Annotated in this window: 11 protein-coding genes; 7 read left to right on the forward strand and 4 right to left on the reverse strand. The window is 52.1% G+C overall.

Going from position 1 to position 14,872, the window contains the following annotated elements; all coding sequences use genetic code 11:
- Nucleotides 1–25 precede the first annotated feature (25 nt).
- Together I8U17_RS11175 and I8U17_RS11180 are read right to left on the reverse strand one after the other, a co-directional pair.
- Nucleotides 26–1,072, reverse strand: a complete 1,047-nt coding sequence (locus I8U17_RS11175) for an alpha/beta fold hydrolase (protein WP_232331042.1) — start codon at nucleotides 1,070–1,072, stop codon at nucleotides 26–28.
- Nucleotides 1,073–1,298: 226 nt separating this feature from the next.
- Nucleotides 1,299–5,798, reverse strand: coding sequence for a glutamate synthase-related protein (locus I8U17_RS11180; protein ID WP_198059403.1), 4,500 nt, complete (start codon nucleotides 5,796–5,798; stop codon nucleotides 1,299–1,301).
- A gap of 483 nt (nucleotides 5,799–6,281) precedes the next feature.
- Between I8U17_RS11180 and I8U17_RS11185 the strand changes: the two genes are divergently transcribed.
- On the forward strand, nucleotides 6,282–6,611 hold the full coding sequence (locus I8U17_RS11185; RefSeq protein WP_198059404.1) for a hypothetical protein: 330 nt from the start codon (nucleotides 6,282–6,284) through the stop codon (nucleotides 6,609–6,611).
- 53 nt (nucleotides 6,612–6,664) lie between these two features.
- Here the strand turns inward: I8U17_RS11185 and I8U17_RS11190 are convergent, their stop codons facing one another.
- Both I8U17_RS11190 and I8U17_RS11195 read right to left on the reverse strand, forming a co-directional pair.
- Entirely contained in the window at nucleotides 6,665–7,048 is a 384-nt protein-coding gene (locus I8U17_RS11190) for a globin domain-containing protein (protein ID WP_033101333.1), read from the reverse strand.
- A 41-nt stretch (nucleotides 7,049–7,089) separates the two neighbouring features.
- Nucleotides 7,090–8,382, reverse strand: a complete 1,293-nt coding sequence (locus I8U17_RS11195) for a glutamate-1-semialdehyde 2,1-aminomutase (protein ID WP_033101332.1) — start codon at nucleotides 8,380–8,382, stop codon at nucleotides 7,090–7,092.
- Between the two features lie 276 nt (nucleotides 8,383–8,658).
- On the opposite strand from I8U17_RS11195, the gene I8U17_RS11200 reads away from it, so the two are divergent.
- From I8U17_RS11200 to I8U17_RS11225, 6 genes are all read left to right on the forward strand, one after another.
- Nucleotides 8,659–10,536: a coiled-coil domain-containing protein gene (locus I8U17_RS11200; RefSeq protein WP_198059405.1), complete on the forward strand. Its 1,878-nt coding sequence runs from the start codon at nucleotides 8,659–8,661 to the stop codon at nucleotides 10,534–10,536.
- 60 nt (nucleotides 10,537–10,596) lie between these two features.
- Nucleotides 10,597–11,337: a sporulation protein gene (locus tag I8U17_RS11205; RefSeq protein ID WP_198056415.1), complete on the forward strand. Its 741-nt coding sequence runs from the start codon at nucleotides 10,597–10,599 to the stop codon at nucleotides 11,335–11,337.
- 180 nt (nucleotides 11,338–11,517) lie between these two features.
- A complete protein-coding gene (locus tag I8U17_RS11210) occupies nucleotides 11,518–12,279 on the forward strand; it encodes a sporulation protein (RefSeq protein WP_033101369.1) in 762 nt (253 codons plus the stop codon).
- A gap of 90 nt (nucleotides 12,280–12,369) precedes the next feature.
- Complete coding sequence (pxpB, locus tag I8U17_RS11215) at nucleotides 12,370–13,080, forward strand: 5-oxoprolinase subunit PxpB (RefSeq protein ID WP_198059406.1); 711 nt, start codon at nucleotides 12,370–12,372, stop codon at nucleotides 13,078–13,080.
- A complete protein-coding gene (locus I8U17_RS11220) occupies nucleotides 13,064–14,062 on the forward strand; it encodes a 5-oxoprolinase subunit C family protein (RefSeq protein WP_033101330.1) in 999 nt (332 codons plus the stop codon). The genes pxpB and I8U17_RS11220 overlap by 17 nt, the downstream gene beginning before the upstream one ends.
- Before the next feature lie 19 nt (nucleotides 14,063–14,081).
- A complete protein-coding gene (locus tag I8U17_RS11225) occupies nucleotides 14,082–14,837 on the forward strand; it encodes a LamB/YcsF family protein (protein WP_033101329.1) in 756 nt (251 codons plus the stop codon).
- The last annotated feature ends 35 nt before the right edge of the window (nucleotides 14,838–14,872 follow it).

The raw sequence follows: 14,872 nt of genomic DNA on the forward strand, positions 1-14,872 counted from the left end.
CCGGACGAAAAAAGGCGACATTGCTCTATTGAAGCAAAGCGCCTTTTAAATTGAGAGTGTGGGAGAGAGTTTGCCGCTTCAGAATGGCGGTCTCTTCTTTGATGCGCAAGAGGACGACCAAAAAGGATGAAGGTTCTTCAAAATGAGGGCAATGAGCTGAGTTTTCAAACCAGATAAGGTCTTTTTTGGGTGCTTTCAACTGCTCGCAGAATTTTTCCTGCAGTTCAAACGGAGAGAGGTAATCATACCGGCCGACGCAAAAATAAGCGGGCACCTTGAGCTCGGAAATCTCGTTAAACAGGTTCATTTGCATGATTTTCGGACCGAGATGTTTCATCGTAAAGCGTGTTCCCTGAAAAAAGCGCCACCAGTCGGCCAGGGTGTATTCTCGCGAGAACAGTCCGCGCCTGAGAAAGCTGAACAGGCTTCCTTTGCGTACATCCCCACCGAATTTGGACAGCCATTTGCGCTGCACCAACAGATCCCGAATCCGGCGATACGGTGGATAGCCGATCCGGTTTAGCGCGCGGACGGCAAAGAATTTTTCATTTTGGCGCGCGTAAATCAGGACCATTTGGTAGGAAATCATTTCTCCGTGTTCGACATCAGTCATTTGCCCGATCCCGATATAGGCGTGAATCAGTTCCGGGTATTGCTTGGCGACGAGAGCGGCGACGATGCTTCCCCATGAGTGTCCGGCCAAAAACAGTTTTTTCTGTCCGAATCGCTTTAAGAGATAAATGATGAGTTCGTGTGCATCGGCAACGAGCTGTTCGATGGTCAGTGAAGCCGGATCGAGCCGTTTTGAATAGGATTTGCCGCTTCCGCGCTGATCCCAGTTGACGACGATAAAATGCTTTTCCAGCTCCTCTTGATAATGCCGGGCAAAACCGATTTGCGCGTGGCCCGGACCTCCGTGGATAAAGAGCAGGAGGGGGTGTTTGGTATCGCGGCTGCGAATCAGGACGGACTGACTGATTCCGCCGAGCGGTATTTTTTCAAGCACGGCAATGCTGCTGGCGATCTTTTTTCTTTTTTGATCCCGATAGGGAGGGGTAAAACTTTTAAACATCAGATACCCACCTTTCAGTTCACACCAAATCCTCAGTTGGGTATGAAATATTCTGCATATTCCTTTTCCTTCCTTCAAAAAAATGATATATTTCGCTAATGTTACAAATAACTTTTGTCTATTGATGTGAAAAATGCGGGAAATCCGGCGGGAAAAGCGGATAAATCAAAAATGGTGCTGAAAAAAATCCCCCCCGATCCCGGGGAGGATGAATTGAATGATTGGTTTATTCGGTGGAGATGGATGGGTCCGCCTGTTGTTTTTGCGGGATAATTTGGATGAAATGGCGGTCGAGATCCTTGAGCAAGTATTCGACTTTTTGCGCTTCATCCCACTGTTCGGAAAGGATGAGCTCCGTGTGGTAAAGGCCCAGTAATTCTTGCAGATCTCTCACCCCTTTTTCGCTCAGCGGTTCCATCGCCACTTTGGCCGCTTTGGCGATCCGGCGCATGACGGCGGCTTCATCCAGACCCAGTTCCGGTTGCAGCCGCTGGTAAACGACACCGCCCGTCATGCCCGAACAGATCCACGGTCCCGGGTCCCCGAGAACCACTGCACGTCCATCCGTCATATATTCAAAAGCAAATCCTTTGATATTGGCGCGATTTCCGATCATGCCGAGTTCATCCCGCAACGGCTCCTTGATGTCACCGGCAATGATGATGTCGGCGCCGGAGAGGCGAATGCCTGCACGGGAGTCCGCGTTGCCCTGAACGATAAACAACCCTTTTTGCGCGCCGTAGCAGAAGCTTTTTCCCACAGAGCCGTTTACATAAATGCCGTTCCGGTTGCGTGTTTTGAGAATGGCGACCTTGCCGCCGAAGGCTGTTTTCCCGACACCGTCCTGCGCTCCGCCATGAACGGTTGCCGAAATGCCGTCGGCGTGGAAGGCGGCAAATCCGTTCCCGGGTACTGAGCCGTCCGTAAAGGAGAAACTCCACTTCGGCAGGGAATGATAGCTGCCATCCAGCCGGTTGCGGACCCGGGTTCCGGAAAGATCTGAGAGCAACACCCGGTGAGCGCTGTGAATGCCGGCAAACGTGTGCGAATATTCCTGGGTTGCCGAAACGGCAGATTCGGACATCACCAGTGATGCTCCCGCGGCAACGAGAGCCGGTGTTTCCGTTTTTTCCTTCACTCCAATATTGGTCCATTCTGAACTGAGGCGCAATAGCTCAGTCAGATCGAGTTTATCCTGCTCTCTCACCTGCTCCAGGAGATCGGACCGGCCCACGAGATCCTGGGCACGTTTAAAGCCAAGCTGCGCGGTGAGCCGTTTCACTTCTTCGCCAAATGCTGTGAACAAGGTCATCAGTCCGGCGACGGCCATATCGAAGTCCCGGGGTACAAACCGGCGAAGTCCGTGTTCTTCCGCTTCTTCCGGTGTTTCGATTTGCGTGGCGATCCCGACATGGCAGGTGTCCAAGTGACAGCCGCGACAGGTGGTACACCCGATGGCGAGCATGGCCAGGGTACCGAAACCAATCCGGTTTGCACCGAGGAGCATCAGTTTCACCGCGTCGAGCGCGCTGCGCATTCCGCCGTCGGCCCACAATTCGACCTGATCGCGAATGCCTGCCTCGATCAACGCATTATGTGCGGCTTTAATGCCGATTTCCGCCGGAAGACCCACGTGTTGCAACGCATGAATCCGGGCAGCCCCGGTTCCGCCATCAAATCCGCTCAGGGTGATAATGTCGGCGCCCGCTTTGGCAATGCCCACGGCAATCGTTCCGATATTGGGCACGACCGGCACTTTGACGATCACTTTTGCCTGGCGGTTGGCGGTTTTTAATTCGGTGATGATTTGCGCCAAATCTTCGATTGAGTAAATATCGTGGTTATTGGAGGGCGAAATCAGGTCGCTGCCGGGTGTGGCGTTGCGGGCCGCTGCCACTTTGGCCGAGACCTTTTTGCCGGGCAGGTGGCCGCCTTCCCCGGGTTTTGCCCCCTGGCCGATCTTGATTTCCAAAATGTTGGCCGAGTTCGCCAGTTCGACATTGACGCCAAATCGCCCGGATGCGATCTGATGACCGCGCGTTTTCGGATATTTGCCTAGCATATCTTTGATTTCGCCGCCTTCGCCGTTCAGGCTGATCATGTTTAAGCGGTCTGCCGCTTCGGCATATGCGCGGAAAGCCACCTCGTTCTGGGAACCGAACGACATCGAGCTGATCACAAACGGCAAGTCGTGATCTCCAACGCGGATATCCACTTCTGCGGGATTGATCCCCTGGTCTCCGCTTTGCCGCAAATCGGCCACATGGCGCAGAGAGACAGGGTTCTCTTTTTCCAGGTCATTTAATTTTTGCGCAAATTCGTCATATTGGATCGAACCGCCGGCCAATTGACCGATCGATTTCCAGATGCGCGGCCAGAGGTGGAAGAGGCGGGCTGGTTTGGCTTTGTCGCTATGGAAATCGGTTTGTCTCTCCTCTGCATCCTTCTCCAGATCACGCCAGTGGAGACCAGCCTGGTCAGAGCCGCAATAATTGACGATGCCGAGTGTGTCCGCCACTTCGGGGCTTAAACCGATGGAGGAGAACAGGCGGGCGTAACCGCGCAGTTCATGAATTCCGATGGTGGAGATGATTTTTTCCAAGCCTTTGTTAATTGCCTGAAAGAGTTTCAGGGCTGATTTTTCCTCTTTTTCGGCGATTGTGGCAAACATGAGATATGGCGAGACGGCATCTGCTCCCAATCCGATGGCGACAGCCAAGTCATGCAGGTTGCGCATGGCCGCGGAACGGACGACAATGCTTGCCTGACGGCGGAGGTTTTGCCCGTCCGGCCCCGTTTCCCGTTTTAACGCCTGATCCACTGTCGAGATGCCCAAATGCGGGTCCAGGAACAAGTTGTCACCCTGATGGCAGCCGTTATCATCGAGCAAAAGGAGGTTCGCTCCTTCTTTTACGGCTTGGACCGCATCTTTCCCCAATTGTTCCAATGCTTGTTTTATTCCTGTTTTCCGCTGATAGGAAAGGGAAAGACGGGTGACTGATCCGGTTTGCTCAAATCGTTCGATCAGTTCCTCGAATGAGAGTGTAGCCGAATCGAGGCAAACTTCACCGGCTTGCGCACCTTCCACGAGGATCGGTGAGGGGAGCTCCACTCGGACAGCTTCCGTTTGAGTCGAGGAGAGCGAAGGGCGCGGGCCGATAATGACGCGGGTGGAGAAATGCTCCATTTCCCGTTCGCGGTCAATTGCCGGGTTGGTGACGACAGCGACACTCTCTTTGATATAGTCGGGAATGTTTTGTCTCACCTTGGCAAGAGCCGCCAGCGGGCCGTCATGTCCCAGGGAGCGAATCGGATCAACCCCGGTATCGGCCATCTGCTCCACCAGTTGAATTTGTTCACGTTCCCAGCCAAACGCCGCATATGCTTGGTTTGTGGCCGGAGGGATGATTGTATCGGGCTTGCCTTTTCCCGTCGGTGTGGACAGGTAGGATTGAAAACCGCTGAAATCTGCACGCTTCTTCGCCCGTTGAAGCACAATCTGTTGCAGTTCGTGATGCTGCAGCACCTTCACCTTGGGAGCAAGCCGGACCCCGACCGTTTCTCCGGGTGCGAGCGGCTTCGGTTCACTGACCATTTCGCTGGCGGGGATAATTCCCTGTTCGGAACTGAAGAACAGGACGCGATCGTTTTCCACCAGCCAAAGGGGTCTCAGGCCGAGCGCATCAACGCTGAAGGCACATTCATCCCCGTAGCGGGAAACAATGCCGGCCGGCCCTTGGGCGAAAGGTCCCCACGTTTGCCTGTAGTAAGTGTATAAATCTTTCAACTCGGATGGCAGGTGCTTTAATTCATGCAAAATGGGCGGGAAAACCATTTCAATGGCTTCAAACAGACTAAACCCGTAATGATGGATCAGTGTCTCGAGCAAGCGGTTCAGATCCTGCGAATCACTGCTGTCATCATCAAGGGGAACGCCGATCATTTTGGCCTCGTCCCTGAGCTTGCGAATGGTATTGATTTCTCCGTTATGACCGAGCAGGGAAAAAGGTTGAACACGGAAAAAATTAGATAAAGTGTTGGTTGAATAGCGGTTGTGGCCAATGGTGACGACTGATTTGAATTCAGGGTCGTTGAGGTCGTCAAAGTAGTCGGGCAGAAGGCTGGCGGCGCCCATCAGTTTGTAAACAACCGTCGTATTGCTGAAGGAGGCGACTTGCACCGGAAATTTCTGTTCAATTTCCACGACCAGGTCGAATAAACGGCGGGGCAAGTTCTGATCACTCTCCGCCAACACGGCCAACTGCCAGAAATGAGGCTCATCCAGAAGTCCGTTTTTTCCCAGGACGGTGCTGTTTACCTGGTCAAGTTTTTGCGCCACTACTTGCAATCCGTTCTGCGCGAGGAGACGCAAGATTTCATTTTTATGATGATCGGTTTGTTTTCCGAGTTTGGGTAAAAAGATGTGAGCAACGGCAAAGCGAGGTTCATGTACGATGGATGAGGGGAGTTTGCTCTGGCGGGAAGATTCCCTCGCCCAAAGGTCACGCGGAATATCGGTCAGGATGCCGCAACCGTCCCCTTCTCCATTGATAAATCCGGAACGATGTTCCATCTTGATCAGGGCTGCGATGGTATCCAGCATGTTTTGACGTTTGGGTGTTCCATCTTTTTCGATCACGGCAACAATGCCACAACTGTCATGTTCATTGGCAGTCAGGTTTTGGAAGCGCCCTAAGTCTGCTCTTCTTTTCACAGGAACGGTCATCGCTCCTCCTCACCTCCGATATGATAATGTCTCCCCTTTCCCTGACAGAAAATTTTGGATAGAGGAGTTATGGTTTTTTAAAAAAATTGCTTTGGCAGAAAACATAACATCGTATTGCAATAAAAGAATAACATGAAAATTTATGACATAGCAAGTATGAGATGCCATTTTTATTCATTTTCCAATATCTTTTATACAAAAATGATCTCAGGATGTCGATTGCGTAAACCTTTGATAATAACGGGAAGTGGCAGTTTTGCTGTAAGCGTTTTCTTAAATGATCATGAATTTTTATTCATTTATTTCCTTTTATTGGGATTTTGTTTTTTTAGGGGAGTATTAATTTTTTGATATGATTGTAAACAGGGGGGAGTGTAGCTTTTTACCTTTAGGGTATTAAAGATGATGGTTAGAAATAATCTTATCATATTGAGATGATTTTGTGTATATTTAAAAATTTTTTATTTGGAGAGTTGGTGTAAAGTGGAAAGGAAAATCGGTTTTGTTTTGGCTCTGCTCTTGCTGTTTTTGACAATTCCCGGTTTTCATGCGGTGCAGGCGAAGGAAATCGGCTGTTATTCGTTTGACCGCTGGGAAGATGCCCAACGCTATTATCTCCGGCATTCCCAGAATACGCTGGATGCCGACCGGGATGGATGGGCTTGTGAGGAATTGATCGGTTTTCAAAACCTGGGCGCGGAGAAAGAAAAATGGCGAAAGAAGCCGGGCGAACCCGTTCCGGAAAAAAAGGCGAGCCCGAAGCGTTCGTGGTTTGAACAGATTCTCTACATGATTGAAAGCTTCCTGGACTGAGGCAAAATGGAAACTCCCGGCTTGTGATCGAGGCCGGGAGTTTTTGATATCGTTCAGTCATCCTCTTGATTCACCATATGATGGGCGGCGATGACCAGGCGGCCGAAAAAGAGCTCGCGCTCCTGACCCGTAATCCCCACTTCGTCCATGGCACGGCTCATGCAATCGAGCCAGGCTTCCGCGCGTGCCGGCGTGATCGGAAAAGGCAGATGCCGTGCCCTGAGCATTGGATGGCCGTATTTTTCGGTATAGAGAGGAGGGCCACCCAAAAATTGCGTCAGGAAGAGATACTGTTTTTCCATGACGGGACGGATGTCTTCGGGAAAGATCGGCTTTAACAGCGGATGAGCCTGGACGCGGGGATAAAAGGCCTCAACCAGCGCGCGTACCCGGTCGGCTCCTCCGATTTTTTCGTATAAGGTTGTTGCTTCTTCCATGCGGATCACTCCCGGCAGTTGTTTTCAAGCTGTGCGGTCTGTTACGGCTTCATTTGGCGAAATGCCCGTTCCACTGCTCTTATGGTGAATTGAATATCCTCTTCCGAATGGGCAGTTGTTAAAAACCAGGCTTCATATTTGGATGGGGCCAGATAGACTCCCTCCTCCAGCATGAGACGGAAAAATTGGGCGAATTGCTCGCCGTCGGCAGCTTTTGCCCCTTCATAGTCTTCAACCGTTTTGTCAGTAAAGTATACGGTAAAGGCGCCGCCAACCCGGTTCACCGTAACGGAGTTTCCGTATTTGCCGGCCAGGCGGATGATCTCATCGCTCAAAGTTTTCCCCATTTGCTCCAACCGTTCGTATGTACCGGGTTGTGACAGTTGTTTGATGCAAGCGATACCGGCTGAGATTGACAGAGGATTTCCGGCCATGGTTCCCGCCTGGTACATCGGTCCCGTCGGCGACACTTTCTCCATGATTTTGCGGGAACCTCCGTATGCTCCGATGGGCAGACCGCCGCCGATGATTTTTCCGAGGGCGGTTAAGTCGGGTTCGACATCATATAATGTTTGTACGCCGCCGTAATGAAAGCGGAAACCGGTGATCACCTCGTCAAAAATGACCAGCGCACCCGCCTGATGCGCCCGTTCTTTAACGGTTTGCAAGAAGCCGGGTTTGGGCGGCACGATGCCGAAGTTGCCGACAAGCGGCTCCACCAGGACTGCAGCCAGTTGATCGCCCCAGTGCTCCATTGCTTCTGCGAAAGCATCGAGATCGTTGAAGGGGATGGTGATCACTTCGCTGGCGATACTGTTGGGAATGCCGGCGCTGTCCGGGGTTCCCAGAGTGGAAGGGCCTGATCCCGCGGCAACCAGCACCAGATCGGAATGTCCGTGGTAACATCCGGCGAACTTGAGGATTTTATCGCGGCCGGTGTAGGCGCGTGCCAGCCGGATCGTCGTCATCACCGCTTCGGTTCCGCTGTTGACAAAGCGGATCTGTTCCATTGACGGAATCGCATCGCGCAGCATTTCCGCAAACAGAACCTCTTTTTCTGTCGGCGTTCCGTACAGAACACCATTGGTTGCCTGTTCGATGATGGCGGCGGTGACAACCGGATGGGCATGCCCCAGGATGATCGGGCCGAATGCCGCCAGATAATCAATATATCGGTTGCCGTCTTCATCCCAGAAGTACGGGCCTTGTGCTTTTTTCATAAAAATGGGCGTTCCGTTTCCAACAGCCCGGAAGGAGCGGGAAGGGCTGTTGACGCCGCCCACGATCACGTCTAGCGCTTTTTGGTAAAGCTCTTCTGAACGTTGTATATTCAAGGAACCATCCTCCTCCTAGAAAATGTCTCTTTCATTGTAACGCGCTTTTGGGGAAATGCCTAGGTGAAAGAGGGGAGCGACAGGGGGTGTCCCGGGGCGATTGGCGGTGGCGGGGAGCATTCCGCCGGGCATGGAACAAGCCGGCCGTGATTCACGATTTCAAAGGTTGTTCAGTTGTCTGTTTCTTTCATCCTGTGTTATCCTCAAATTGGGAACATATGTGGTTTTTCCGGGTTTATCTTGTATTTGGGAAGTGAATTGTGGAGGCGAAGAAACTTGTCCGTTTTTCAAGTGGGGGAATGGTATCGAGGATTATATTATGTTGAACACGTCGTTCAATTTTTTGGCGGGGAAATGGCAGTGGCTCGCAAAGATTCCACCCGGTATTACCTGGAGTCGGTTCTCCTGGAAGGGGCCGCACCTCCCCAGGTTGTCGAGCAATACCGCTCTTTGAACCATCCGCTCCTTCTTCCCATTGAGGAAGTGTACGACGAGGAACGTTTTCTCGTGTTGATCCGGCCCTATGAACCGATTCGTCCGCTGAGGGAAGTGATTTCGGAAAGAGAAGTGGATGAAGATCAAGTGGTTGCATGGGGAAAAGAGCTTTTGCAACTGGAACGGGAGCTCAGAGCCAAGCCGTTCAAAATGTACATCTTGCTTGATCCGCGCAATATCGGAATGACGGCAAATGATGAATTAAAAGTTTTGTTCTGCGGGACGGAGAAAATCACTTATTCCCGAACGCTGGACTGGGGCACCTTTTTCTACTGTTTGTTGTCCGGACGGCTTCGGGAAAAGCCGCTGCAAAGGCTGCCCGTCGGTTTTCCCGTTTCCAAACCGATGGCCAAGCTGATCTCGAAATGTTTGCAGAACCATTCACCTGAGTCCGTGCTCGCGCAAATTGAAGCATACGAAAGGCGCAAAGAAGGAAAAGGGTTTCTCTCCTTTCTGTTCCGGGAACGTAAAGAATCATCGCAAGAAAACCATCCGCCTGTGGAAGAACAGCCCAGTGTACAGGAAAATGAAAAAGAGCCCGAGGTTTTCGCTGAACAAATGAATCCGTCTGATGCCGTTGCCGCTGATTCGGTCCCGGCCGAACAGGCCCCCGCTGTCACGGAAGAGACTCCGCAGGATGCAGTTTCCAACAGGCAGGAAGCAGCGCAAAACGAGGAGCTCCCGACGGAAGATACTGACCGCAGAAAGCTCTCTCAGGAAGAGGCGGACCGAAAAGAGCTCCCGGAGGAAGATGCCAATCGCAAAGAAATCCCGCAGGAAGATGCCGAGCGCGAAGAGCGTCTGAAAAGATTGGAACAGGAAACGCTGGAGTGGTTGCGGCGGGAATTTGAAGAACGTCAGGAGCAGCTGCTCAGCAAGCAACGGGAGGAGCTTGAAAAACGGCAGGCCGAACTTCTGGAAAAGCAGCGCCAGGAGTTTGAAAAGAGAGAACAGGAGCTCCTGAAACGCCAAAAAGACGAATTCAAACAGATGATTGAAAAGGAAGAGCAAGAAGAATGGGAGCGCGAACAGCAGGAGAAAGAACGGCTCGAGCAGGAACGGCTGGCGAAACAGCGGGAAGAAGAGGAACGGCGGCGCCGCGAAGAGTTGGAAAAAGAGCGCAAACGGCTTGAAAAAGAGCAGGAAGAACGGCTGCAAAAAGAATTGGAACGGATGGAAAAAGAGAGGCTGGAATGGGAGAGAAAACGGCAGGAGCTGGAAAAGAAAGAAGAAGAGCTGGAAGCGAGACTGCGGCGAGAGTTTGAAAAAATGGCGCAGAGCCTGCTGGAAAAACAGGCTGAAGAATTTGAACGCCGGCAGCAGGAGATGCTGCAAAAACAGCGGGAACTGTTGGAAAATCAGACAAAAGAGCGCCTGAAAAAGCAACGCCAGGATCTGGAACAATCCTCGAAATATTACTTGCTTGACAAGACCATCATCAAAAAACAAGCAGGTTTAATAGATCTGGAAGAAAATTGGCCAAACATTCCGCTGCCCTCCGAAAAAGCAGAGAATACAGACCCGTCCGAAAAAGCAAGACAACAGGAGATGACGCAGGAACGTTTGCGCCAGGAGCGTCTGAAGCGCGAAAACGAAGATCATGAGCGGCTGGCCAGACAGTTTGAGGAATATATGAAGCAGATTTATGTTCAGGACTGATGCAGGGTCGTACAGCTTTTAGCCCCCTTATATTGAACCGGCAAGGAGTGGTGTTCATCCATGATTTTTTACAAATCGCTTGCAAGTTTGGGGATTGGTGGCGCCACGGTTGATACCCGGCTTGAGGGAAGCCGGTTTTACCCGGGAGAGACGGTGAAAGGGGAAGTGTTTGTCCGGGGAGGCAACAGCCCGCAAGAGGTTGAAGATATCTATCTTTACCTGGTGGTTACGGTAAACCGAAATCACAAAAAAATAGCTCATGCCATGGAGAAATATCGGCTGTCTCAATCGTTTACCTTGCAAGTGGGTGAACACAAACGGATTCCGTTTCAAATCCGATTGCCGATGGAAACTCCGATGTCGACCGGCAGTTTTCCGCTTTACCTCAAGACCGGATTGGATATCAAAATGGCAATTGATCCTACGGACTTGGACAGAATTGAGGTTTTTCCGGCCCCGCTTGTCCAAAAACTTTTAAAACAGATGGAAGATGCCGGTTTTATTCTTTATCACATTCATAATGAGTATGATCCGGATCAAAAACCGTTTCCGTTTTTTCAGATGTTTCAATTTCGCCCGACTGGACGCTATCACGGGTATGTGGATAATATGAATATCATTTTCAACGTTTCGGAGACCGGAGTGGAGATGGATGTGGAGATGATCCGGTCCGAACGGATTTTGAACAGCGCCTTTTCCTGGAAGTTCAGCGATCCCGATGGGACCCTGACGATCAACAGTCAAAAGGTGCAGGAAGATCCGCTGCAAAAGATTGACGAATTATTGAATCAGAAACCGTAGGGATCAGGTTATTGCAAGCCGGATCCCGGAACCGGGCGGAGGGGTTTGGGGGAAAAGCCTGTTCGGATTTTCATGCAAGGGAAAGACCCGGAAATCCCTCCGTCAGCAAAAGCAATGGATGGTCCCTCAAGGGGCTGCAGAACGAAGCAGAGAATCAAATCAGGGGAGTGCAGGGGAACAATGTCGGTTTTTGGAAAAGCATTAGCCAGTTTAGGGGTAGGAGCAGCCAAAGTGGATACGCGACTGGAGAAAGCTACATACCGCCAGGGGGAAATGATTCGCGGTGAAGTTTTTATCCAGGGGGGACAGGCTCCTCAGATGATTGATGAGATCTACCTCTATCTCATCGTTCAGTACCACCATGAAGGGACCCATAAAGAGTATGTCGTCAGCGAATTTCGTTTGACAGAGGAGTTTGAAATCGGTCCTCATGAATCGAAAGTTCTTCCGTTTCAATTTGAAATGCCGCTTGATGCGCCGGTTTCCACAGGTGGTTCGCCCATCTATCTGAAGACCGGGCTCGATATTAAAATGGCGATCGACCCAAATGATACTGATGGGGTTGAGATTTTGCCGCATCCGCTGATCGATGCCGTTTTACACGGGATGGAGGGAATCGGTTTCCGCCTGACGAGTGTCGATTACGCTTTTGATAAATTCTATTCCCGCCATCCCTTTATTCAGGAATACAAAATGATACCCGAAAGCGGGGAATACAGGGAGGCGTTTGATGAAGTCAGCCTTGTCTTTTATCCGCACGTGCACGAAGTCGACATCATTTTATCGTTGGATCGCAAAGCGGTTGATCTGATGAGTTCCATGGAGGAAGCGCTCAATCTGGATGAGCGGATTCTCCGGTTTACGGTTACGAAAAAAGAGGTGGAACGTGGTCCGCGCGCCTTGGAAGCGAAGCTTGCGCAAATGATTGAACCTTATTTGTAAAAAAAGGGTAATCCCCCCGGATGATGGGGGATTTCCTTGTATTTTTGCCAAAATTCCGGTATTGTGCTGCAAAAGGGAGGGAAGGCTGAGATGAATGAAAATCAGCTGGTTTTGCGGCCGATGGGCGATTCTGCCATTGTGGCCGAATTGGGGCAGAAAATGGATCAAGAGACACATTTCCGGGTAAAGGCATTGGCTGCCGCGCTTAAGAAAAATCCCTTCCGGGGAATGACGGGATATGTGCCTGCTTTTACCACGCTGACAGTATTTTATGATCCCCTTTCTCTCTCGTTTACGGAAATGAGCCGGCGACTGCAATCCCTGGCCGAAGACATCGGTACAGGGGAAGAGCTGCAACCGAAGGTCGTGGAGATCCCCGTTTGCTATGGCGGTGAATTCGGCCCCGACTTACCCTTTGTGGCTGAATACAACAAACTGTCACCCGAGGAAGTGATCCGGATTCATGCTTCAGGGGAATACCTGGTTTACATGATCGGATTTGCTCCGGGCTTTCCCTATCTCGGCGGAATGTCCGAGCGGATTGCCGCACCGCGAAAGCCGTCGCCGCGGGTAAAAGTTCCGGCGGGCTCGGTCGGGATTGCCGGAAAGCAAACCGGAATCTATTCCCTCGATTCGCCCGGAGGGTGGCAACTGATCGGGCGGACACCGCTCTCTCTCTTCCGTGTGGACCGAAACCCGCCCGGTTTGTTGGAGATGGGGGATATCGTCCGCTTCCGGCCGATTTCCCGCGCGGAGTATGAACGTTGGGAGGCTGACGGAAATCATGCATATCAGCGTTAAAAAGGCCGGACTGTTTACGACGTTGCAGGATTTGGGAAGAACGGGTTGGCGCCAAGCCGGCATCCCCGTCAGCGGGGCGATGGACCCGTTTGCTCTGCGAACGGCCAATCTGCTGGTTGGAAATGAAGAAGGAGAAGCCGCTCTGGAAATGACCATGACCGGCCCGACGCTGGAGATGGAAGCGAATCTCTTGATCGCCATCTGTGGAGCTGATCTTCAGCCCCGCATCAACGGGCAACCGGTGAAAAACTGGCGCCCGGTCTATGTCAGAAAAGGAGCCGTTCTCTCTTTTGCCGGTTCTGTCAAGGGCTGCCGGGCCTACCTGGCAGTGGCGGGGGGATTTGCCGTGCAGCCCGTCTTGGGGAGTAAAGCTACCTATACGCGTGCAGGAATCGGCGGATTTTGCGGCAGGGCGCTGGAGATAGGAGACCGGCTCGCTATTGGGACCATGAGTAAATCAGCACTTCGGCGCCTGAGCCAACTTGCCCGGAGAGCAGGGAACCGGGCATATGCCGAAGGGGAATGGTATGTCGGCCCCGGTTTTCTCCCGCCCTACCGCGCCAATCCGACTGTTCGTGTCACCCGTGGGGGACAATTTTCATGGTTTTCGGAGAGAGGAAAGGAGAATTTTTTTACGGAGGCGTTTCAAATTTCCGCGCAGTCGGATCGGATGGGATACAGGCTGACCGGCCCGGAGATTTCTCTGTGTCATCCGCGCGAGCTTTTATCTGAAGCGGTGACGCCGGGAACCGTGCAGGTACCGGCCGACGGGCAACCGATTATTTTGATGGCGGATTGCCAGACAACCGGCGGTTATCCCAAAATCGCCGAGGTCATCACTGCGGATCTGCCGGTGCTCGCCCAGATGAAGCCGGGTGAAAAAGTACGGTTTGCCGAAGTTTCGGTCAATGAGGCGCAAAGGCAGTATCGCAAACAGGAAAAAAAATTGGCCCTGTTGAAAAAAAGGCTGGCACTGCTGTGAAAAAACGGGAGGGAAACGGATGACTCGCATCGATTTGAATTGTGACCTGGGTGAAAGTTTCGGATCTTACCGGATCGGAATGGATGAAGCGATTCTGCCGATTGTCACGTCGGCCAACATCGCCTGCGGCTTTCATGCCGGTGATCCTGCTGTAATGCGGAAAACGGTGCAACTCGCACTGGAACATCGGGTGTCGATTGGAGCCCATCCCGGTTTGCCCGATCTGCTTGGCTTTGGCCGCCGCCAGATGGCGATTTCCTCCCAGGAAGCTTATGATATGGTTGTTTACCAGATCGGCGCCCTGTCCGCCTTTGTTACGGCGGAAGGAGGGAAATTGAGGCATGTCAAACCGCATGGCGCTCTTTATAATATGGCGGCCGCCCGCCCAGATCTGGCACAGGCGATTGCCCGGGCTGTGTATCGGGTGGACAGGGAATTGATCCTGTATGGCCTGGCCGGCAGCGAGTTGATCAAGGCGGGAGAAGAGGTAGGACTGAGAACGGCCAGCGAAGTGTTTGCCGATCGGACTTATCAGGAGGATGGGAGCCTCACCCCGAGAACGGAACCGGGGGCGTTAATCGAGGACACGTCCGCAGCGGTTTCGCATGTGCTGCGGATGGTGCGCGAAGGAAAAGTGAGAACGCTTGGAGGCACAGACCTGGAGATTCGGGCGGATACGATTTGCATTCACGGAGATGGCGAACATGCACTCCGGTTTGCGAAGACCATCCGTGAGCAACTGATGGCTGCCGGTGTACAGATTGCTCCGCTGTGAATGTTGGAGCAGAACGGAATTTTTTCCATGGAGAT

Origin of the sequence: Thermoactinomyces sp. CICC 10521 (assembly GCF_016055135.1) — a bacterium.
Taxonomy (GTDB): Bacteria; Bacillota; Bacilli; order Thermoactinomycetales; family Thermoactinomycetaceae; genus Thermoactinomyces_A; species Thermoactinomyces_A daqus.